The 21,205-nt window shown below is 69.9% G+C and carries 14 protein-coding genes and 1 pseudogene; 8 read left to right on the top strand and 7 right to left on the bottom strand.

The window, feature by feature from the left end:
- Positions 1-4: 4 nt before the first annotated feature.
- Positions 5-1,021 carry a bile acid:sodium symporter family protein gene (locus ABZX30_RS08525; protein WP_355930509.1) on the bottom strand — a complete coding sequence of 339 codons (1,017 nt, stop codon included), beginning with the start codon at positions 1,019-1,021 and terminating at the stop codon, positions 5-7.
- Between the two features lie 182 nt (positions 1,022-1,203).
- Between ABZX30_RS08525 and ABZX30_RS08520 the strand changes: the two genes are divergently transcribed.
- The 5 genes and pseudogenes from ABZX30_RS08520 to ABZX30_RS08500 form a co-directional block, all read left to right on the top strand.
- Positions 1,204-2,073: a LysR substrate-binding domain-containing protein gene (locus ABZX30_RS08520; protein ID WP_355930477.1), complete on the top strand. Its 870-nt coding sequence runs from the start codon at positions 1,204-1,206 to the stop codon at positions 2,071-2,073.
- A gap of 300 nt (positions 2,074-2,373) precedes the next feature.
- Entirely contained in the window at positions 2,374-4,200 is a 1,827-nt protein-coding gene (locus ABZX30_RS08515) for an AMP-binding protein (RefSeq protein WP_355930474.1), read from the top strand.
- Positions 4,201-4,420: 220 nt separating this feature from the next.
- Positions 4,421-5,257 (top strand): aldo/keto reductase, encoded by an 837-nt coding sequence (locus ABZX30_RS08510; protein WP_355930472.1) that lies wholly within the window; start codon positions 4,421-4,423, stop codon positions 5,255-5,257.
- A 160-nt stretch (positions 5,258-5,417) separates the two neighbouring features.
- Positions 5,418-6,116 carry a glycoside hydrolase family 75 protein gene (locus tag ABZX30_RS08505; RefSeq protein ID WP_355930470.1) on the top strand — a complete coding sequence of 233 codons (699 nt, stop codon included), beginning with the start codon at positions 5,418-5,420 and terminating at the stop codon, positions 6,114-6,116.
- A 69-nt stretch (positions 6,117-6,185) separates the two neighbouring features.
- Positions 6,186-6,525, top strand: a pseudogene (locus ABZX30_RS08500) (phytanoyl-CoA dioxygenase); the annotation flags it as partial.
- 68 nt (positions 6,526-6,593) lie between these two features.
- Here the strand turns inward: ABZX30_RS08500 and ABZX30_RS08495 are convergent.
- Both ABZX30_RS08495 and ABZX30_RS08490 read right to left on the bottom strand, forming a co-directional pair.
- Positions 6,594-8,324, bottom strand: a complete 1,731-nt coding sequence (locus ABZX30_RS08495) for a glycoside hydrolase family 6 protein (RefSeq protein WP_355930468.1) — start codon at positions 8,322-8,324, stop codon at positions 6,594-6,596.
- A 56-nt stretch (positions 8,325-8,380) separates the two neighbouring features.
- Entirely contained in the window at positions 8,381-9,853 is a 1,473-nt protein-coding gene (locus ABZX30_RS08490; RefSeq protein WP_355930466.1) for a cellulase family glycosylhydrolase, read from the bottom strand.
- 253 nt (positions 9,854-10,106) lie between these two features.
- Between ABZX30_RS08490 and ABZX30_RS08485 the strand changes: the two genes are divergently transcribed.
- Together ABZX30_RS08485 and ABZX30_RS08480 are read left to right on the top strand one after the other, a co-directional pair.
- Entirely contained in the window at positions 10,107-13,022 is a 2,916-nt protein-coding gene (locus ABZX30_RS08485; protein WP_355930463.1) for a glycoside hydrolase family 48 protein, read from the top strand.
- 100 nt (positions 13,023-13,122) lie between these two features.
- Positions 13,123-15,783: a cellulose binding domain-containing protein gene (locus ABZX30_RS08480; RefSeq protein WP_355930460.1), complete on the top strand. Its 2,661-nt coding sequence runs from the start codon at positions 13,123-13,125 to the stop codon at positions 15,781-15,783.
- A gap of 122 nt (positions 15,784-15,905) precedes the next feature.
- Here ABZX30_RS08480 and ABZX30_RS08475 read toward each other — a convergent pair whose 3' ends face one another.
- The 4 genes from ABZX30_RS08475 to ABZX30_RS08460 form a co-directional block, all read right to left on the bottom strand.
- Positions 15,906-17,792 carry a rhamnogalacturonan lyase gene (locus tag ABZX30_RS08475; RefSeq protein WP_355930457.1) on the bottom strand — a complete coding sequence of 629 codons (1,887 nt, stop codon included), beginning with the start codon at positions 17,790-17,792 and terminating at the stop codon, positions 15,906-15,908.
- 124 nt (positions 17,793-17,916) lie between these two features.
- Positions 17,917-18,675, bottom strand: a complete 759-nt coding sequence (locus ABZX30_RS08470) for a class I SAM-dependent methyltransferase (RefSeq protein ID WP_355930454.1) — start codon at positions 18,673-18,675, stop codon at positions 17,917-17,919.
- A 5-nt stretch (positions 18,676-18,680) separates the two neighbouring features.
- Positions 18,681-18,986, bottom strand: coding sequence for a 4a-hydroxytetrahydrobiopterin dehydratase (locus ABZX30_RS08465; protein WP_355930451.1), 306 nt, complete (start codon positions 18,984-18,986; stop codon positions 18,681-18,683).
- A gap of 204 nt (positions 18,987-19,190) precedes the next feature.
- On the bottom strand, positions 19,191-20,294 hold the full coding sequence (locus tag ABZX30_RS08460) for an ADP-ribosylglycohydrolase family protein (protein ID WP_355930449.1): 1,104 nt from the start codon (positions 20,292-20,294) through the stop codon (positions 19,191-19,193).
- Positions 20,295-20,323: 29 nt separating this feature from the next.
- On the opposite strand from ABZX30_RS08460, the gene ABZX30_RS08455 reads away from it, so the two are divergent.
- Positions 20,324-21,187 carry a helix-turn-helix transcriptional regulator gene (locus tag ABZX30_RS08455; RefSeq protein ID WP_355930447.1) on the top strand — a complete coding sequence of 288 codons (864 nt, stop codon included), beginning with the start codon at positions 20,324-20,326 and terminating at the stop codon, positions 21,185-21,187.
- The last annotated feature ends 18 nt before the right edge of the window (positions 21,188-21,205 follow it).

Below are 21,205 nucleotides of genomic sequence, written 5' to 3'. Positions count from 1 at the left end.
GCGGTTACGAGCGGTTGCGCGGCCCGCTGCCGGCGGCGGTCCGTGACGCCGCGGCCGGCGCCGTCGGCGTCGCGGGCGTCCGCGGATCGTGCGCCCGGCGCCGGGCGATGACCGCGCACACCATGAGCTGCATCTGGTGGAAGAGCATCAGCGGCAGGACCGCCAGCGAGGCGTGCGCGCCGAACAGCACGCTCGCCATCGGCAGTCCGGAGGCCAGGGACTTCTTCGACCCGGCGAACTGGATGGCGATCCGGTCCTCGCGGCCGAAGCGCAGCGCACGGGCGCCGTACCAGGTCAGGGCGAGCATCACGGCGAGCAGTGCGGCCTCGACGGCCAGCAGCCCGGCCAGCCGGACGACGCTCACCTGGTGCCAGATGCCCCGCACCATGCCCTCACTGAACGCGGTGTAGACGACCAGCAGAATGGAGCCGCGGTCGACCAGCCCGAGGACCTTCCTGTGCCGGGCGAGGAAGTCCCCCACCCAGGGCCGCAGCGCCTGCCCGGCGAGGAACGGCACGAGCAGCTGCAGCACGATCTTCAGCAGCGAGTCGGCTGAGAAGCCACCGCCGGCACTGCCGAGCAGGCCGGCCGCCAGCAACGGGGTGAGCACGATCCCGACGAGCGAGGAGAAGGAACCCGCGCAGATCGCCGCGGGCACGTTGCCGCGGGCTATCGAGGTGAACGCGATCGACGACTGGATCGTCGACGGAACGAGCGTGAGGAAGAGCAGGCCCTGGTACAGCGGCTGGGTCAACAGCACCGGCACCAGCCCCCGCGCTGCCAGACCGAGCAGCGGGAAGACGACGAAAGTGCAGGCCAGGACGGTGACGTGCAGCCGCCAGTGCCTCAGTCCGTCCAGTGCCTCACGGGTGGACAACCGGACACCGTAGAGGAAGAAGAGGAAGGCGATCGCGGCCGTCGAAGCGCCCGAGGCGACATCCGCGGCCGTGCCCCGGGCCGGCAGCAGCGCGGCCAGGCCGACCGTACCGAGCAGCAGCAGGATGTACGGGTCGATCGGCATCCGGCTCGGGCGGTGCGGGCGTTTCACAGTGCTCCATCCATGTTCGTACGGCTGCGCTTGACGGGTGCCCCGAAGCCGGTCCCGGAGCCGGAGCACCCCTCCATCGTGCTCCCCCGCCCGCCGATCGGGAATCCCGCACACCACTCTGACTGTCATCACGTGCGGCGATATACGCTCGGAATGTGTACGAACCCGCCCAGCTGCGCACCTTCCTCGCGGTGGCCCAGACGCTCAGCTTCACGCGGGCCGCCCGGCGGCTGGGGCTGCGCCAGTCCACCGTCAGCCAGCACGTACGCCGGCTCGAGGACTCCGTCGGACGCCAGCTGTTCCTGCGCGACACGCATTCCGTGGAGCTGACCGAGGACGGCGAGGCCATGCTCGGCTTCGCCCGCCGGATCCTGGCCGTGCACGAGCAGGCGGCCTCGTTCTTCACCGGCACCCGGGTACGCGGCCGGCTGCGGTTCGGCGCGTCGGAGGACTTCGTCCTGACCCGGCTGCCGGAGATCCTCGAGGGCTTCCGGTACGACCACCCCGAGGTCGATCTCGAGCTGACGGTGGAACTGTCGGGCACGCTGCACGAACAGCTGGCTGCCGGAAAACTTGACCTCGTGCTGGCCAAGCGCCGCCCGCAGGACCCGCACGGCGAACCGGTCTGGCACGACGACCTGATCTGGATCGGCGCCGAGCGGCTCCGCCTGGATCCGGACCGGCCGGTGCCGCTGATCGTGTATCCGCCGCCGGGGATCACCCGGGCGCTGGCACTGGAGGCCCTGGAACGACAGGGGCGGCCGTGGCGGATCGTCTGCACCAGCGGCAGTCTCAACGGGCTCGTCGCCGCGGCGCGGGCCGGCCTCGGCGTGATGGCGCACTCCCGGGGTCTGGTCCCGCCCGGACTGTTCCGGGTGCCCGAGCGAGCGGGACTCCCTGAGCTCGGCAAGGTCGACTTCGTCGTGGTGCACGGACGTGTCCACGCGTCGGCACGGGACGCGGCGGACGCGCTGGCCGCGGCGATCCTGGCGGGCGGGGAGCGGCTGCACCGGCGCAGCGGCTGACCGCATACCGTCATGGGCGCGGGCCATGGGCCGCGAGTGGCGCAGAATGGTCGTCCGGATCCCGATGTCCGTATGCCGCCGACGCCGTAATCGCGGCGTACAGATTCGGTGGAGATTACGGCACCGAAACGTACTGAACCGTAAGGATTCTGTCCGCCCCTTCCCCATGTGCGGGGATTTTCCGGTCGTCGGCCTACGCAAACGTGAGCTTTGCTCGGTTTCCGACCCCCTCCCGCCGGGTGTGCCGGTGGGGTAGCTTTCACGGCGCTGGGCGAGCGTCACGAGGAGCCGGGAGCGGGTTTGCGCGAGTTCACCAACCCTCCGCTGGCGTCGGCGCCACCGGTGGGAGGTCTGGCCGACGTCGTCTACGAGCATGCCCTCGCAGACCCGTTGCACGTCGCGCTCGGCCGCAAGGACGAACTCGGACGGTGGCGCGACGTGACCGCCGCCGAGTTGCGCGACGAGGTCCTCGCCCTGGCCAAGGGGCTCCTGGCGCGTGGCGTCCGGTTCGGCGACCGGGTCGCGATCGTCTCCCGTACCCGCTACGAGTGGACCCTCTTCGACTTCGCGCTGTGGACGATCGGCGCCCAGGTGGTGCCGGTCTACCCCACCTCCTCGGCCGAGCAGTGTTTCTGGATGCTGTACGACGCCGAGGTGTCCGCGGCGGTGGTGGAGCACGAGGACCACGCGATGACGATCGCCACCGTCATCGACCGGCTGCCGCACCTGCGCCAGCTGTGGCAGCTGGACGCGGGCGCGCTGCAGGAGCTGTACGACGCGGGCGCCCACATCGACGACGAGACGGTGCACCGGCACCGGCAGGCGGTCGCCCCCGACTCGATCGCGACCATCATCTACACCTCCGGCACCACCGGCCGGCCCAAGGGCTGCGTCATCTCGCACGGCAATTTCATGTTCGAGGCGGACACCGTCCTCCAGCACATGGACCCGGTGTTCCACTCGAAGAAGGGCGACGAGGCGGCGACCCTGCTGTTCCTTCCCCTGGCGCACGTCTTCGGGCGGATGGTCGAGGTGGCCGCGATACGCGGCAAGATCCGCTTGGGGCACCAGCCGCAGCTTCACGCCGCCGCCCTGCTGCCCGACCTTCAGGCGTTCAAGCCGACGTTCATCCTCGCGGTGCCGTACATCTTCGAGAAGGTCTTCAACTCCGCCCGCCGCAAGGCGGAGAAGGAGGGCAAGTCCGGCCCGTTCGAGAAGGCCGTCGAGATCGCGGTGAAGTACGCGGACGCGCTCGAGGCGAAGGCCTGGGGCACCGGGCCGGGACCCTCGGCGGGGCTGCGCATGCAGCACCAGCTGTACGACAAGCTCGTCTACGCCAAGGTCCGCGCGGCCATGGGCGGTCGTCTGCGGAATGCGATATCCGGCGGCTCGGCGATGGACCGCAGGCTGGGGCTGTTCTTCGCGGGCGCCGGAGTGCAGATCTACGAGGGGTACGGCCTGACGGAGTCGACCGCCGCCGCCACGGTGAACCCGCCCGAGCGCACCCGCTACGGCACGGTCGGCCAGGCCATCCCGGGGGTCACCGTGCACATCGCCGACGACGGCGAGATCTGGCTGCACGGCGCCAACGTCTTCCAGGGCTACCTCAACAACCAGAAGGCCACCGACGAGACCCTGCACGACGGCTGGCTGGCCACCGGCGACCTGGGCGCCCTGGACGAGGACGGCTACCTGACCATCACCGGCCGCAAGAAGGAGATCCTGGTCACCTCCGGCGGCAAGAGCGTGTCGCCCGGCGTGCTGGAGGAGCGGGTCCGCGACCACCCGCTGGTCAACCAGTGCATCGTGGTCGGCAACGACCGGCCGTACATCGCGGCCCTCGTCACCCTCGACCAGGAGGCCGTCGAGCACTGGCTGCAGATGCGCGGCAAGCCGAAGATGCCGCCCGCCGAACTGGTGCGGGACGCCGACCTGGAGACGGAGGTGCGGCGGGCGGTGATCGCCGCCAACACCCTCGTCTCGCAGGCCGAGTCGATCCGTACCTTCCGCATCCTCGCCCAGCCCTTCACCGAGGAGCACGGGCTGCTGACCCCTTCCCTGAAACTCAAGCGGAAGGCGATCGAGAACGCGTACGCCACTGAGGTGGAGGCGCTCTACCAGGCCTGATGGCCGGTCCCGCCGACGTCACGGCACATGGCGCGCCCATGCTCCGGGAGGGGTGGGGAAGGGCTCGGAACGACGAGACCGGATGCGTTTCGGCCATTCTCGGCGCACCGTGGTGAATCGTCGGTCACTTCCGGCGGATTCGGTGGCGAGGAATGCATCGCGGCCCGTGATCGTTGACGATGGGGTAGTCACCTGTCGACAACCGAAGGATCAAGAGCTCGTGAGCAGCAAGGTCCCCCCGATCATCCTCAACAACGGCGTCGAGATGCCCCAGCTGGGCTTCGGCGTCTGGCAGGTGCCGGACGACGAGGCCGAGCAGGCCGTCGCCACGGCGCTCGAGGCCGGGTACCGCAGCATCGACACAGCGGCGATCTACGGCAACGAAGAGGGCACCGGCAAGGCCATCGCCGCCTCCGGCCTGCCCCGCGAGGACGTCTTCGTCACCACCAAGCTCTGGAACAGCGACCAGGGGTACGACTCCACCCTCCGCGCGTTCGACACCTCCCTGGCCAAGCTCGGCCTGGAGTACGTCGACCTGTACCTGATCCACTGGCCGCTGCCCGCCCGCGGCCGTTACGTGGACACGTACAAGGCGTTCGAGAAGCTGCTCGCCGACGGGCGGGTCCGCGCCATCGGCGTCTCCAACTTCCTGCCGGAGCACCTCGAGCACCTGCTCGCCGAGACCTCGGTCATGCCGGCCGTCAACCAGATCGAGCTCCACCCGCACCTGCAGCAGCACGCGGCCCGTGAGTACCACGCCGAGCACGGCATCGCCGTCGAGGCCTGGTCGCCGCTGGGTTCGGGCAAGGGCCTGCTGGAGGTCCCGGCGGTCGTGGCCATCGCCCAGAAGCACCATCGCACCCCGGCCCAGATCGTGCTGCGCTGGCACCTCCAGCTCGGCAACATCGTGATCCCCAAGTCCGTGACGCCGTCCCGGATCAGGGAGAACATCGACGTGTTCGACTTCAGCCTGGACACCGAGGACCTCGCGGCGATCAGCGCGCTGAACGAGGACCGGCGCCTGGGCCCGGACCCGGCCACCTTCGACATGGGCTGACCCCCTGCCCCGACCCGCATGACCGTCCGCCCCGCCGCACGGCGGGGCGGACGCGCGCTCGGCCGACTTCACCCGCAGAAGGTTGACGGGGACATGCAACCGGGTCCACCTTGTACGGCACCCGAGTAAGGAAACTTTCCTAACAGAAGGGCCCCCCACAGTGCGCCTTCGATCACTGCCCCTCGCCGCAGCCTCCGCAACCGCCCTGCTGGCCGCCGGAGCGCTCCCGGCCGGCGCCTCCGGCCGGCCCGCCGCACCCGCATCGGCCCAGGAGGGCTCGGTCAGCGCGGCCGACCTGCTCGCCAAGGTGAAGTCCTGTTCGCAGATCTCCAACGGCACGTACAAGACCGACGACGAGACGTCGGCCACGATCCCCGTGTGCGGGAAGAACGGCGCGGTGTTCTGGAAGGCCGACATGGACATCGACTGCGACGGCCAGCGCACCACCAACTGCAACGAGGACCGCGACCCCTGGTACCAGGACGACACCGCCTTCCACCAGTCCGACGGCAAGCCGCTCAAGGCCGAGACACTGCCGTACGTCGTCGTCCCCAGTTCCAGCGGCATCTGGGACTACTCCAGCGCCGGCATCAAGGGCGGCGGGGTGGTCGCTGTCCTCTACGGCGACAAGGTCGAGTACGCGGTCGTCGGCGACACCGGCCCCACGAAGATCATCGGCGAGGCCTCGTACGCCACCGCCGAGGCCCTCGGTATCGACCCGGACCCGGAGACCGGCGGCACCGACTCCGGCGTGACGTACATCCTGTTCAAGAACTCGAAGGTCTCCCCCATAGAGAGCCACAGCGCGGCGGTGTCCCTCGGGGACCAGCTGGCGAAACAGTTCCTCGCCGACAACTGAACCGGGAGGGAGAAGGGGCCCGGCGGCGCGGCCCCGGCGCTACGCCGGGCCGCGCGGTGAGGTAACGCCGACGACGCCCCGACCCGTATCCGCGTCGGCTCGCGCCTGGACGTACCGCCGCTGCCGGCACCGTACGGCGAGGACGGGATGCCGGGCCTCGAGACCGCTCCGCTGCTCGTGGAGGTGACGGCGCACCGGCCGCTCGCGTACACCACGGGGCGTCCCGGCGACGAGTACCTGGGTCACCCGTTCCTGGTGCGTGCCGCCCAGCCGCACCACGGGTCGCGCCCCCGCCTCATGGCGGCGGTCGCCGCCGCATCCGGCCGTGCCGTACGGACTCGACCGGCCGGACGGGAACTGCTCGGCGGTGGAGCCGGCGATCCGCCGGGGTCCGGCCCGTACGGCCTGACCCCGGCGGATCTCCGTTGGTTCTGTTGGTTCTGTTGGTTCTGTTGGTTCTACGAGCGGTTCACCCGGTCACGACAGCGGCGGGTAGGCGTTCTGCATCAGCTGCTGGAACTGGGCGGAGAACCAGTGCCCGGCGAGCGGTGCGTTCGGCAGGGCGCCCGACATGTTGTTGCCGTTGCGGACGTTGCCCGTGTACGTCGGGTCGCACATGCGGTCGAAGCCCTTGCCCTCGTCGTTGGCGATGGCGGTGCTGGAGCCGTCGGACTCGCCCGGGGGCTTCATCCACACGTAGGCGTCGATGCCGGACGCGGGGCTGGCCTGCGGGCGTTCACCGAGGCCGGCACCGGCCTGGTTGCACCAGTTGCCGGCGTGGATGCGGCGGTCGTAGCGGCCGCCGTCGACGTAGGCGTCCACGCTGGTCGTCGGGCCGGGTGCGGTCGGGCGGGCGCTACCGCCCCAGCCGTTGCGGGAGGTGTCGATGAGCATGCCGATGCCGGAGTTGAAACCGACGGAGACCAACTGGTTGCGGAAGGCCTGGGCGTAGGACAGCTCGTCGACGTAGCGGTTCCAGTCGATCCACTTGGACTGGCGTACGGAGGTGCCGTTCACCGTGTCGTTGACGGTGAAGTTGTTCTCCTTCAGGGCGCTGTAGTTGGCGGTGTTGGTGATGAACCCGGTGACGTCGTTGACCGTCGCGCCCTCGCTCGTCGCCGCCTGCTTGAACAGTGTCGCGGCGGGACCGAAGTTGGTGTCCCAGCCCAGCCAGCCGTGGTGGCCGGCGTCGAGGTAGTTGTAGACGTTCGGGATGGCGCCGAGCTTGTGCAGCGCGTAGCCGACGCCCTTCACGTAGTTGCCGTTGGCGAGCATGGTGTTGCAGTTCGCGGTGGCGGTGGCGCTGCTGCCGGTGTTGGTGACGAGGTTGGGCAGCGAGTCGATCTCGATCGTGGTGACGATCCTGAGCGACGCGTACTTGGAGTCGGCGAGGATCGCGGCGATCGGGTCGATGAACTGCGTCTTGTACTTGTCGATCTCGGTCGGGCCGAGCTCGCCGTTGGAGGCGAGGGCGGCGCAGTCGCGTCCGGGCAGGTCGTAGATGACGAGCTGGACGACCTCTTGGCTGCTGCCCTTCTGGGCGAGGGCGGCGTCGAGGTGGGCGCGCAGGCCCATGCCGCCGTTGACGCCGTTGATGGCGGCGATGCGGTCCAGCCAGACGCCGGTCGGCTGGCTGGAGACGCGGCTGCCGCCCGGTTCGGCGGCGGCCTTGGCCGACCACTCCGGGTTCACGTACACCTTGGCGCCGGCGTACGGGTTGTCGACGCGGGCGGCGGTGCCGCCACCGCTGTTGCCCCCGCCGCCGTTGTCGCCGCCCCCGCTGCTGCCGTCGTCGACGTTGCAGGTGACGCCGTCGAGGGTGAAGGTGGCCGGGACCGCGTTGGTACCGCTGTAGGAGGCCTGGAAGCCGAAGCTGGCCGAACCGCCGGTCGCCAGGGTGCCGTTGTAGGACTCATTGGTGACGGAGACGCTGGAGCCGCTCTGGGTGATCTTCGCGTTCCAGCCGCTGCTGATCTTCTGGTTGCCGGCGTAGGACCATTTCAGGTTCCAGCTGGACTTGGCCGTGCCGTTGTTGGTGACCGTCACGGCGCCGGTGAAGCCGGTGTCCCACTGGTTCTGCACCGTGTAGTCGACGGTGCAGGGGATGGCCGCCGCGGCGGCGTTGGCGGGAACGGTGGAGAGCGCCGTCCCGGTTGCTCCGGCGACGAGCGCCAGGGCGGCGAATACCGCTGTTCTGGTACGACTCATGAGTGCGGGTTTCCTTCTGGTAGGGGCATTGTGCGGGTGTGTCGGTACGGGAGTGGTCACGGGTTGACGGCACGCAGGTGGTCACGCAGACCGATGCCGTAGGCGGTGGGCGTGCCGTCGTAGCTGGAGATCAGGGAGGGACCGGAGGAGCAGTCCCAGGCGTTCCAGGTCCAGCCGAGGTAGGACAGGTTCCGGTCGTCGAACCACTTCATGACCTGGTCGACGAACCCGTGCGAGCACGTGTTCTCCCCGATCTCCCCGGCCACCAGCGGCACCTGGGCCGCCACCGGGGCGAGGGTGGAGTTCCAGCAGCTCTCGCTCGCGCAGGTGTTGAAGTTGTAGACGTGGTAGGCGGCGACGAGATTGCCGGTGGGGTCGGTGGGCTTGTACGTCAGCCACTGGCTGAGGTCGTTGGAGTACGCCGGTCCGCCCGCCATGACGACGTTCCTGGCGCCCGTGGCGCGGACCGCGTCGACGAGGTCCTGCATACCGGCGACCTGGTATCCGATGCCGGGGCAGGTTCCGCCGTCCTTCCAGCACTGCCAGGCCTGGGTGGTGGTGGAGGTCGCCCGGTCCGGGTACGGCTCGTTGAACAGGTCGAACACCACGGACTGGTCACTCTTGAAGGTGCCGGCCACCGAGGACCAGAACGACGGGGTGTACTGCATGTCGGGCATCGGCTTCTGGCAGGTGGCGTGCACGTCCGAGCAGCCCGCCGAGTTGCCGGTGTACTGGCCGTAGGTCCAGTGCAGTTCGACGATCGGGGTCATGCCGTGGGCCTCGACACGGGCCACGAGGTCCTTGACGGCGTTGATGTAGTTGGTGCCCGCGTACGCGGTGTCGACGTTGGACAGTCCCAGCCAGCACTCCTCGTTGAGCGGGATGCGGACCGCGTTCGCCTTCCAGTCCGCGATGGCCTTGATCGCGGCGTCGTCGACGGGGCCGTCCCAGATGCCCCTGCCCTGGACGCACATGAACTCGCCGCCGGAGCGGTTCACGCCGAGCAGCCGGCGCGTTGTGCCGTCGGCGTCGACGAGCTTGTTCCCCAAGACACGCAGGGCGGGTGCCGTGCCGGTCGCCGGGGGCGGATCGGTCGGGGTGGGCGTCGGCTCCGTGTCGACGTTGCAGGTCGTGCCGTTGAGCTTGAACGTCGTCGGTACGCCGTTGCTCCCCGACCAGGAACCGATGAATCCGGCGCTGACACCGGCACCGCTGCCGAGCGAGCCGTTCCAGCTCTCGTTGGCCGCGGTCACGGTGGTGCCGGACTGGGACCATTGGGCGCCCCAGCCCTGGGTGAGCTTCTGGCCGCCCGGGAAGTCGAAGGTGAGGCTCCAACTGCTCAACGCGGCGCTGTTGTTGGTGATCTGCACGGAGCCCTGGAAGCCGGTGTCCCACTGGCTGGTGACGGAGTACTCCACCGTGCACGCGGGTGTGGCTCCCTGCGCCGTGACCACCGGCACGGTCACGCTCCCGACGAGCGCGACCGCACCGGCGGCGGCTAAAAGTACTGAACGCGGGGGGTGTCGCATGAGCGAGTCCTTGCAGTTCGGGCGCGCCGTGACAGACGCGTCGACTGAATGGAACCGCTCCCACTGGTGCGAAGGAAGGTAGCGCCAAGTGCGGGCGATGGACAGAGGAGGCGCTTGACTTTTCCTGAACCGGGGCTGTCGAACATTTTCGACTCTTCAAGTGTCTTGACCGCATCCACCCCCATCTCCACTATGGGAGCGCTCCCACTGGTTCAAGCCTTGACTTCTCCGAGCCGCAAGGAGGAACCAGCACATGGATCCCGGACGGAGGCGCAGAGCCGCGCGCCGGTTGTGGACGGCCGTCGTGGCGGCGCTCGCCCTTCCCCTGTCGATGCTCGCCGTGGGAACGGCGCCCGCGCACGCGGCGGCACTTCAGTGCAGCGTCGACTACAAGACCAACGACTGGGGCTCCGGCTTCACCGCCGACCTCACCCTCACCAACCGCGGCACGGACGCCATCAACGGCTGGACGCTGGCGTACGCCTACAGCGGCAACCAGAAGCTGAGCAACGGCTGGAACGGCACCTGGTCCCAGTCCGGCCAGACGGTCACCGTGAAGAACGCCTCGTTCAACGGGACGATCGCCGCCGGCGCCGCCGTGAGCACGGGTGCGCAGTTCACCTACAGCGGCACCAACACCGCTCCCACCTCCTTCACGGTCAACGGCACCACCTGCGCCGGTGCGCACCAGCCGCCCGTCACCGTGCTGACCAGCCCCGCCGCGGGCGCGGTCTACAGCCAGGGTGACGCGGTGCCGCTGGCGGCGACCGCGGCGGCCGCCGACAACGCGACGATCAGCAAGGTGGAGTTCTACGACGACACCACGCTGCTGGGCACGGACACCAGTGCGCCGTTCTCGCTCTCGGTCTCCAGCTTGACCGTGGGCAGTCATTCTCTGGTGGCGAAGGCGTACGACAGCCTGGGCGCCTCCGCCGAGTCCACACCGGTCGGCATCACGGTCGCCTCGGGCCCCGCCGTGGTGGCTTCGCCCACCCAGCTGGGCGTCCAGCAGGGCAAGACGGGTACGTTCTCGGTGAAGCTGTCGACCCAGCCGAGCGCCAACGTCACGGTGAGCGTGGCCCGTACGGACGGCAACTCCGGCCTCAGCGTGACCGGCGGATCGTCCCTGACCTTCACGCCGTCCAACTGGAACACCGCGCAGACGGTGACCGTCACCGCCGACTCCTCGGGCACGGGCGCGGCCACCTTCACCGCCTCGGCGACCGGCCACAGCAAGGCGACGGTCACCGTGACGGAACTGGCGGCGTCGAAGGCGTACGACGCCCGCTTCCTGGATCTCTACGGGAAGATCACCAACCCGGCGAACGGCTACTTCTCCCCCGAGGGCATTCCGTACCACTCGGTCGAGACGCTGATCGTCGAGGCCCCGGACCAGGGGCACGAGACCACGTCGGAGGCCTACAGCTACCTTCTGTGGCTGCAGGCGATGTACGGCAAGGTCACCGGCGACTGGTCCAAGTTCAACGGCGCCTGGGATCTGATGGAGAAGTACATGATCCCGACCCACGCCGACCAGCCGACCAACTCCTTCTACAACGCCTCGAAGCCGGCCACGTACGCGCCCGAACTGGACACGCCGAACGAGTATCCGGCGAAGCTGGACACGTCGGTGCCGGTCGGATCGGATCCGATCGCCGGTGAACTGAAGTCCGCGTACGGTACGGACGACGTCTACGGTATGCACTGGATACAGGACGTCGACAACGTCTACGGCTACGGCAACGAGCCCGGCAAGTGCGAGGCCGGCCCGACGGCCACCGGACCGTCGTACATCAACACCTTCCAGCGCGGCCCGCAGGAGTCCGTCTGGGAGACGGTCCCGCAGCCGACCTGTGACGCCTTCAAGTACGGCGGCACGAACGGCTACCTGGACCTGTTCACCGGCGACTCCTCCTACGCCAAGCAGTGGAAGTTCACGGACGCCCCGGACGCCGACGCGCGCGCGGTGCAGGCCGCGTACTGGGCGGATGTCTGGGCGAAGGCGCAGGGCAAGGGCAGCGATGTGTCGGCCACCGTCACCAAGGCGGCGAAGATGGGCGACTACCTGCGGTATGCGATGTACGACAAGTACTTCAAGAAGATCGGCAACTGTGTCGGGGCCTCCTCCTGCCCGGCCGGCACCGGCAAGGACGCCTCGGACTACCTGCTGTCCTGGTACTACGCGTGGGGCGGCGCGACGGACACCAGCGCGGGCTGGGCCTGGCGCATCGGGTCCAGTCATGTGCACGGCGGCTACCAGAACCCGCTCGCCGCGTACGCGCTCAGCTCCTACGCGGACCTGAAGCCGAAGTCGGCGACGGGTGCGACGGACTGGAGCAAGTCGTTGCAGCGGCAGCTGGAGTTCTACCAGTGGCTGCAGTCCTCCGAGGGCGCCATCGCGGGCGGTGCCACCAACAGCTGGCAGGGCCGGTACGCGACTCCGCCGGCGGGCACGTCGACCTTCTACGGCATGTACTACGACTGGGAGCCCGTCTACCACGACCCGCCGTCCAACCAGTGGTTCGGCTTCCAGGCGTGGTCGATGGAGCGGGTCGCCGAGTACTACCAGCAGACGGGGAACACCACCGCCAAGGCGATCCTCGACAAGTGGGTCAAGTGGGCGCTGTCCAAGACCACGATCAACCCGAACGGCACCTATCTGGTCCCGTCGACGCTCCAGTGGTCGGGCCAGCCCGACACCTGGAACGCCTCCTCCCCCGGCTCCAACAGCGGGCTGCACGTCACCGTCGCCGACTACACCAACGACGTCGGCGTGGCGGCCGCGTACGCCAAGACACTGACGTACTACGCGGCCAAGTCCGGTGACGCCACGGCGAAGTCGACGGCGAAGGCCCTGCTGGACGGCATGTGGAACAACTACCAGGACAGCCTGGGCATCGCCGTGCCGGAGACCCGCGCCGACTACAACCGCTTCGGCGACAGCGTGTCCGTGCCGAGCGGCTGGAGCGGCAAGATGCCGAACGGTGACGCGATCAACTCGTCCTCGACCTTCATCTCGCTGCGGTCCTTCTACAAGAACGACCCGGCGTGGTCGAAGATCTCGAGCTACCTGGCGGGCGGTGCCGCACCCGTCTTCACGTACCACCGTTTCTGGGCCCAGGCGGACATCGCCATGGCCATGGGTTCGTACGCGGAGCTCCTCGAATAGTCCCCGCTACCGCTCCGTGTACGCCGGACCGGGCGGTCCCCACCCGCACGGGGGGCCGCCCGGTCGTCATGCCCTCCTCCCCGAAGGAAGGATCCCCACCGTGCGAAGAACCCGCATCCTCACGGCCGTTCTGGCGCTGGCCGCCGGCCTGCTGGCGGGCAGCCCGTCGGCGCTGGCCGCGAGCACGCCCGAGGTGACGCTCGCCGCCGACACCTACACCTGGAAGAACGCCCGGATCGACGGCGGCGGATTCGTCCCGGGCATCGTGTTCAACCGCTCCGAGAAGAACCTGATCTACGCCCGTACGGACATCGGCGGCGCCTACCGCTGGCAGGAGTCGACGAAGACCTGGACTCCGCTGCTGGACTCCGTCGGCTGGAACGACTGGGGACACACGGGCGTCGTCAGTCTCGCCTCCGACTCGGTGGACCCGGACAGGGTGTACGCGGCCGTGGGTACGTACACCAACAGCTGGGATCCCGGCAACGGCGCGGTGCTGCGCTCGAGCGACCGGGGCGCGAGCTGGCAGAAGGCCGACCTGCCGTTCAAGCTCGGCGGCAACATGCCCGGCCGGGGCATGGGCGAGCGGCTGGCGATCGACCCCCACAAGGACAGCGTCCTGTACCTGGGCGCGCCCAGCGGCAAGGGGCTGTGGCGGTCGACGGACTCCGGGGCGACCTGGTCGCAGGTGACGGCGTTCCCCAATCCGGGCAACTACCAGCAGGATCCCAGCGACACGAGCGGTTACGCGAGCGACAACCAGGGGATCGTCTGGGTCACCTTCGACGAGTCCACAGGGACGGCCGGGACCGCGACGAAGACCGTCTACGTCGGGGTGGCGGACAAGGACAACGCGGTGTACCGGTCGACGGACGCCGGGGCGACCTGGTCGCGGCTGGCGGGGCAGCCGACCGGGTATCTGGCGCACAAGGGTGTACTGGATGCGAAGAACGGCTACCTGTACATCGCATACAGCGACAAGGGCGGCCCGTACGACGGCGGCAAGGGCCGGCTGTGGCGGTATGCGACGGCGACCGGCACCTGGACCGACATCAGTCCGGTCGCCGAGGCCGAAACCTACTACGGCTTCAGCGGACTGACGGTCGACCGGGAGCATCCGGGCACCGTCATGGCGACCGCATACAGTTCCTGGTGGCCGGAAACCCAGATCTTCCGCTCCACGGACAGCGGCGGCACCTGGACGAAGGCCTGGGACTACACGTCGTACCCCGACCGCTCGAACCGCTACACCATGGACGTGTCGTCGTCCCCGTGGCTGACCTTCGGCGCGAACCCGTCGCCGCCCGAACAGTCCCCGAAGCTGGGCTGGATGACGGAGTCCCTGGAGATCGATCCCTTCGACTCCGCGCGGATGATGTACGGAACGGGTGCGACGCTGTACGGGACGGACAACCTGACGAATTGGGACAGCGGCGGCCGGTTCACCGTCAGGCCGATGGTGCAGGGCCTGGAGGAGACGGCCGTCAACGACCTCGCCTCTCCCCCGTCCGGCGGCGCCCAGCTCTTCAGCGCGCTGGGTGACATCGGCGGCTTCCGGCACACCGACCTGACGAAGGTGCCGTCGATGATCTTCACCTCGCCCACCTTCACCACGACCACCAGCCTGGACTTCGCGCAGACCGATCCGAACACCGTGGTGCGCGTCGGCAACCTGGACTCCGGTCCGCACGTGGCCTTCTCCACCGACAACGGCGCCAACTGGTTCGCGGGCACGGACCCTTCGGGTGTCAGCGGCGGCGGTACGGTGGCGGCGAGCGCCGACGGCAGCCGGTTCGTGTGGAGCCCGGAGGGTACGGGCGTGCAGTACACGACGGGCTTCGGTTCGTCCTGGTCGGCGTCGAGCGGGATTCCGTCCGGGGCGGTCGTCGAGTCCGACCGGGTGGATCCGAAGGTGTTCTACGGCTTCAAGGCCGGCACGTTCTATGTGAGTTCGGACGGCGGTGCGACCTTCACCGCTTCGTCGGCGACCGGACTGCCCAGCGGCGACAGCGTGCGCTTCAAGGCGTTGCCCGGCGTCAAGGGGGACGTGTGGCTGGCGGGCGGCGCGAGCGCCGGCGCGTACGGGTTGTGGCACTCCACGGACGGCGGCGCGAGCTTCACCAAGCTCCCGGGCGTCGAGGAGGCCGACACGATCGGCTTCGGCAAGGCGGCGACGGGAGCCTCGTACCAGACGCTGTACACCAGCGCGAAGATCGGCGGGGTGCGGGGCATCTTCCGGTCGACCGACAAGGGGGCGAGCTGGACCCGCATCAACGACGACGCCCACCAGTGGGGCTGGACGGGCGCGGCGATCACCGGTGACCCGCGGGTGTACGGGCGGGTGTACGTGTCCACGAACGGGCGTGGGGTGGTCTACGGCGACACCTCCGACACGAGCGGAGGCAGTGGCGGTGGTGGCGGTACGGATCCGACGCCGACAGGTGCCTGTGCGGTGACGTACAAGATCACGAACCAGTGGTCGGGCGGCTTCCAGGCCGACGTGCAGGTGGCCAACACCGGTTCGGCCGCGTGGAACGGCTGGTCGCTCGGCTGGTCCTTCGCCGACGGCCAGCAGGTCACACAGCTCTGGAACGCCGACTACACGCAGTCGGGGGCGGCGGTGACCGTGAAGAACGTGAGCTGGAACGGGACAGTGGCGGCGGGTTCCTCGGTGGGCTTCGGCTTCACCGGGAGCTGGTCGGGCACCAATACGAAACCGGCCTCGTTCAAGCTGGGCGACCAGAGCTGCACGGTCACCTGACGACCTGGGGACGGCCTCGACGGCGCCGGCCACGGACCCTTCGGCAAGGGCCGGCGAAAAGGCGGCCGGCCGGCGTGCGCCGGCCGGCCGTCTTCGCGTCCTGGTACATGCCGTTCATCGGCTCAAGGGGTGTACACCGCCGGCCTCGGTGCCGTCGCCATCCCGTTGCCGATGAAGAAGCTCGGGTGCGGCGGCTGATTGTATGCGGTGTTCTGCCATGCGAGTGCGGTGCGGTACTGCGTATCGTGCAGCAGCGTCGTGATGCGTGTGCCGGTCTCGTACGGCGTGGAGTAGATGCGCAGCGCCGTGTTGTCGGTGGTGGGCCAGACGACCTCCTCGCGCCAGTCGCCCAGGATGTCCCCGGACAGGGACGGGGTCGCCTTGGTGCTGTTGTTGGAGTGGACACCGGATCCGGTCAGCAGACGGGTGTCGGACGAGGTGCCGTACTTGTCGATGTGGGTGCCGTCGAGGAGCTCACGGACGGTGTCCCCGTCCCACCAGGACAGGAAGTTCATGCTGCCGGGTTTGCGGCTCGCCACCACGCTGCCCTGAGGGTTGCGCACCCCGTCGACGCTGGCCGACCAGGACTCGGCGCCAGCGCTGCCCGCCCAGATGTCCCCGGCGACGCCCCGGCCGTTGTCTCCGGCGGCCGGCGTGGACCACAGGATCTGACCGGTCTTCGCGTCGGCCATCCACGACGACGGCTTCGAGGAGTCCTCGTCGACCTTGAACTCCTCCAGTCCCGACCGGGAGGGGTCCAGGTCGCCGACGTGCATCGCGTCGCCGTGACCGTTCTTCGTCGTCCACAGGCCGGAGCCGTTGTCGTCGACGGCCATCGACCCGTACACGATCTCGTCCTTGCCGTCGCCGTCGACGTCCGCGACCGACAGCTGGTGGTTGCCCTGCGCGTCGTAGCCCTTGCCGCTGTTGGTGGAGGAGCTGGTGTCGAAGGTCCAGCGGCGGGTGAAGGTGCCGTTGCGCCAGTCCCAGGCCGCGATCACGGTCCGGGTGTAGTAGCCGCGGGCCATGATCAGCGAGGGACGGGACCCATCCAGGTAGGCGGTTCCCGCCAGGAAGCGGTCGACGCGGTTGCCGTAGGAGTCTCCCCAGGAGGAGACCGTGCCGCGCGCGGGGACGTAGTCGACGGTCTGCATCGCCTTGCCGGTCTGCCCGTTGAACATGGTCAGGTACTCCGGGCCGGACAGGACGTACCCGCTGGAGTTGCGGTAGTCGGCCGACGCGCTGCCGATGACCGTGCCGGTTCCGTCGACCGTGCCGTCGGCGGTCTTCATGGCGACCTCCGCCTTGCCGTCGCCGTCGTAGTCGTACACCTGGAACTGCGTGTAGTGGGCGCCGGAGCGGATGTTGCGGCCCAGGTCGATGCGCCACAGGCGGGTGCCGTCGAGTTTGATGCCGTCGAGGACGGTGTTGCCGGTGTAGCCGGACTGCGAGTTGTCCTTGGAGTTGGTCGGCTGCCACTTCAGGACCAGGTCCAGCTGCCCGTCGCCGTCGAGGTCGCCGACGGAGGCGTCGTTGGCCTCGTAGGTGTAGGCGACGCCGTCCGGTGTGGTGCCGCCGGCGGGCGGTGAGATGGGCACGTCCTTGTAGCCGGTGCGCAGTTGGATGGCGTGCTCGGAGTCGGCCTGCTCCGTGCCGTTGACGACGGCGCGGACCGTGTAGTCGTCGGAGGCGGCGGCGCCGGAGTGGAAGTAGTTCGTGGAACCGCTGATCGGCGTCGAGTTGACCTTCGTGCCGGCCCGGTAGACGTTGAAGGTGACGTTGTCCGGGTCGGTGCCGAGCCAGCGCCAGCTGATCAGGTTGCCGCTGCTGGTATGGACGCTGACCAGGCCGCGGTTCAGCTTCTCGACCTGCCGGGCGGTGGCGGCCTCGGCGCTGCCCGGGGTGAGGGCGGTCAGTCCGGCGCCGACCAGCGCCGCCGCGGCCGTCACGGCGGCGAGGACGGCACGGCGGCCGCGCTGCCGGTGCGAGGGAGGGTGCGGGTGCTGCATGGGACGAACCTCCTGTGGGGAGGGATGGGTTCGTCTCCCAGTCGCCGCCGTTCGCGCGCAGGTTGCCGCATCGGTCCATCAGTTCTGCCGGCACCCGGGCGATCCGCTCGCGCGGTTCAAGAGATCACGGACTGCACCCGGCCGGAGGCTTCCGGAACGAGCGCACGCTGAAACGGGGATCGGCGCGGGGCCGGTCCTGGTCGGGGAGGGCCGCCAGTCGCCCGGCGAGCCGTTCGGCCAGCGGGTCGCCGGGCGGCAGCGCCGTGAACCAGCCGCGGCGCAGGTCGGCGATGGTGCCACGGGGGCTGCGGCCCTGTCCGTGACCGCGGAAGGCCGCCTGCCCGGCGGGACGCAGACCGTGCCGGGCGGCGTGCTCGGCCACCGCGTCGGCGGCGTCCTGGGCGGGGCGGCGCGGGCGCGGGGCGAGGAGGGCGTCGATGTCGCTGCCGACGTCGTGCGCGGCCGCCTTGTCGACGCTGGTGACGTAGACGCCGCCGGGTCTGAGGACGCGAGCGCACTCGGCGACGACACGGCCGACGTCGGCGGGGTGGTCCATGAGGTGCAGCAGCCACACGCTGGTCACGGCGTCGAAGGTGCGGTCGGGGAAGGGCAGCCGGCGGCTGTCGGCCCGGACCACCGCGCCGGGCAGCCGGGCGGCGGCCATCCGGGTCATGCCCTGGGTCAGGTCCGCTCCGGTGACCAGCGTGGCGGGCCGGGCCGCGGCCAGCCGCCGGGTGACGATGCCCGTGCCGCAGGCGACGTCGAGGAGGCGGCGGGCGTCCTCGGGTATCAGTCCGAGGACGGCCTCGGCCGCGGCCTGGGCACGGGCCTCGCCGCCGCGCGTCGCGTCGTAGGCGTCGGCTTCCTCGTCGTAGTCGAGCACGTGTTTCAGTGTGCTCCATGAGCGGGGGCGAGTTCCTCCACCCGGCGGGCGAGCTCGAAGTCCTTCCCGGTGACGACGCCGCCCGCGCTGTGCGTGTTCACGGTGAGCGAGACCGTGTGGTAGCCGAGGGTGAGGTCGGAGTGGTGGTCGAGTTCGTCCTGGACCCGGGCGATGTGCACGACCATCGCCGCCGCGGCGAAGTGCGAGCCGAGCCGGTAGGAGCGGGCGATGCGGTCGCCGTCGAGGGACCAGCCGGGCAGTTCGGCCAGCCGGTCTTCGATCTCCCTCTGCGACAGCGGTTCGACGGCCATCCCTGGCTCCCTTCCTGGGTCGGGTACCTGTTCAGCCTGCCACAGACCGGCCGTCGGGGCGCTGATCGGAGGGTTGCCGACCGCCGACCGTCGGCCGTCGTGATCACCGATCACCGATCGCCGATCGCCGATCGCCCGTCATGGTCGACAGTCGACGATCACGGCCCACAGTCGACGATCATTGTCGACAGTCGACCGCCGGCGTCAGTCCCGCACGCACTCCGCCGCCAGGTCGTCCGCCAGCGCCGCGATCCGGTCCCGCCCCTCCACCTGCTCCACCCACGCGTGCGGCAGCACGTGGTCGCCGTGGCGGGCGCCCAGGATGTTGCCGCAGATGGAGCCGGTGGAGTCGCTGTCGCCCGAGTGGTTGACGGCGAGGAGCAGGGCGTCCTCGACGCGTCGCGTGGCGAGGGCGCTGTAGACGCCGATGGCGAGCGCCTCCTCGGCGACCCAGCCGGCGCCGAGTCCCTCCAGCTTCTCGGGGGTGGCGTCCCCCTCGGCGGCCAGGTCGAGGGCGCCGGTCAGGGCGGCGGTGGTCTCCTCGTGGCCGGGGTGGCGGGCCAGCAGGCGCAGGGTGCGCAGGACGGCGCCCTCGACGGAGTCACCGGCGACGATGTGGGACACGATCGCGGCGAGCGCGCCGGCCGCGTAGTAGCCGGTGGGGTGGCCGTGGGTCATCTGGGCGCAGCGGGCGGCGATGCCGAAGGCGTTGTCGGCGTCGGTGCGGGCGAGCCCGAAGGGTGCCGAGCGCATGACGGCGCCGCAGCCCTTGGAGTCGGGGTTGACGGGGCCGGGCGGGCCGAGTTCCGACCAGGGCTCGGGCACGAAGTCCTGGGCGAGTCCGGACAGGCAGGCGTTGCCGGGGGCGCGCCGGGCGTACAGCCAGGGTTCGGTGACGAGGCCGCCGCGCGGGCCGTCGTACGGGCCGCCGGCGGGGCGGGCGGTGTCGCTCGCCTCGGGGCCGGGCCGGAGCTGGGTCTCCAGCCAGCGTGCGTAGGCCCAGCGCAGCAGGCGGGTCCAGCCGCCGCCGATGCCCTTGAGACGTTCGCGTTCGACGGCCTGCCGGATGCCCTCGACGGTGAACAGGGTCATCTGGGTGTCGTCGCTGATGCGGCCGGTGACGCCGGCGGCGTCGGGGACGAGTCCCCGCAGGCCGCGCGGTCCGTGTGCGGCGCGGATGGCGTCGAGGGAGCTGAACTCGACGGGGTAGCCGAGGGCGTCACCGAGTGCCCCGCCGAGGAGGCAGCCGCGGACTCGGGCCCGGTACACCGCGGTGGCCTCCCAGGACTGCTGCCAGGGGTCGTTCATGCGCACACTCCTCGACTACGGTCGTCCGTATGACCATTGTGTCCTCGTGCCCCGCCGCTCCGGCCGGGCCCCCTGCCGTGTCCGGCCCCGCGACCGCCGCGCTCCCCTCCGGCCAGGGTGTGGGGCCGCTGCTGCGGGCCTGGCGGGAGCGGCGGCGGATCAGTCAGCTGGAACTGGCTCTGCGTGCCGACTCCTCGGCCCGGCACATCAGCTTCGTGGAGACGGGCCGGTCGCGCCCGAGTGCGGAGATGGTGCTGCGGCTGGCCGAGCATCTGGACGTGCCGGTGCGGGAGCGCAACGCGCTGCTGCTGGCGGCCGGTCACGCGCCGCACTATCCCGAGACGCCGTTGGACGACCCGGGACTGGACGCGTTGCGGGACGGCATGGAGCGGCTGATCGGGGGTTACGAGCCGTATCCGGCGCTGGTGGTCGACGCGACGTACACGGTCGTCGCCGCCAACCGGGGCATCGCGATGCTGCTGGAGGGGGTGCCGGAGTCGCTGCTGGTGCCGGCGCCGAACGCGATGCGGCTGACGTTGCATCCGCAGGGGCTGGCGCCGCGCATCCGTAATCTCAGGCAGTGGCGCGGGCATCTGCTGGCCCAGATGGAGCGGCAGATCGGGCTGCACCGTTCGCGGGCGTTGCGCGCGCTGTACGAGGAGGTGGCCGCCTATCCGGTTCCCGGGGAGGGGCCCGAGGAGGAACCGGCCGAGCCGGTGGCGTACTTCGCGCTGCCGATGCGGATCGAGCACGAGGGCCGGGTCCTGTCGTTCGTGTCCTCGATCTCCACCTTCAACACACCGATGGACGTGACGGTCGCCGAGCTGGCGATCGAGACGTTCCTGCCGGCGGATCCGGCGACGGCCAAGTACCTGCACGGGCTGGTGGGTTGACCGGAGGTGCGACGTCCC

The sequence above is a fragment of the Streptomyces sp. NPDC004542 genome (genome assembly GCF_040610035.1).
Taxonomy (GTDB): domain Bacteria; phylum Actinomycetota; class Actinomycetes; order Streptomycetales; family Streptomycetaceae; genus Streptomyces.
This window is presented reverse-complemented; position numbering and strand designations above follow the sequence as displayed.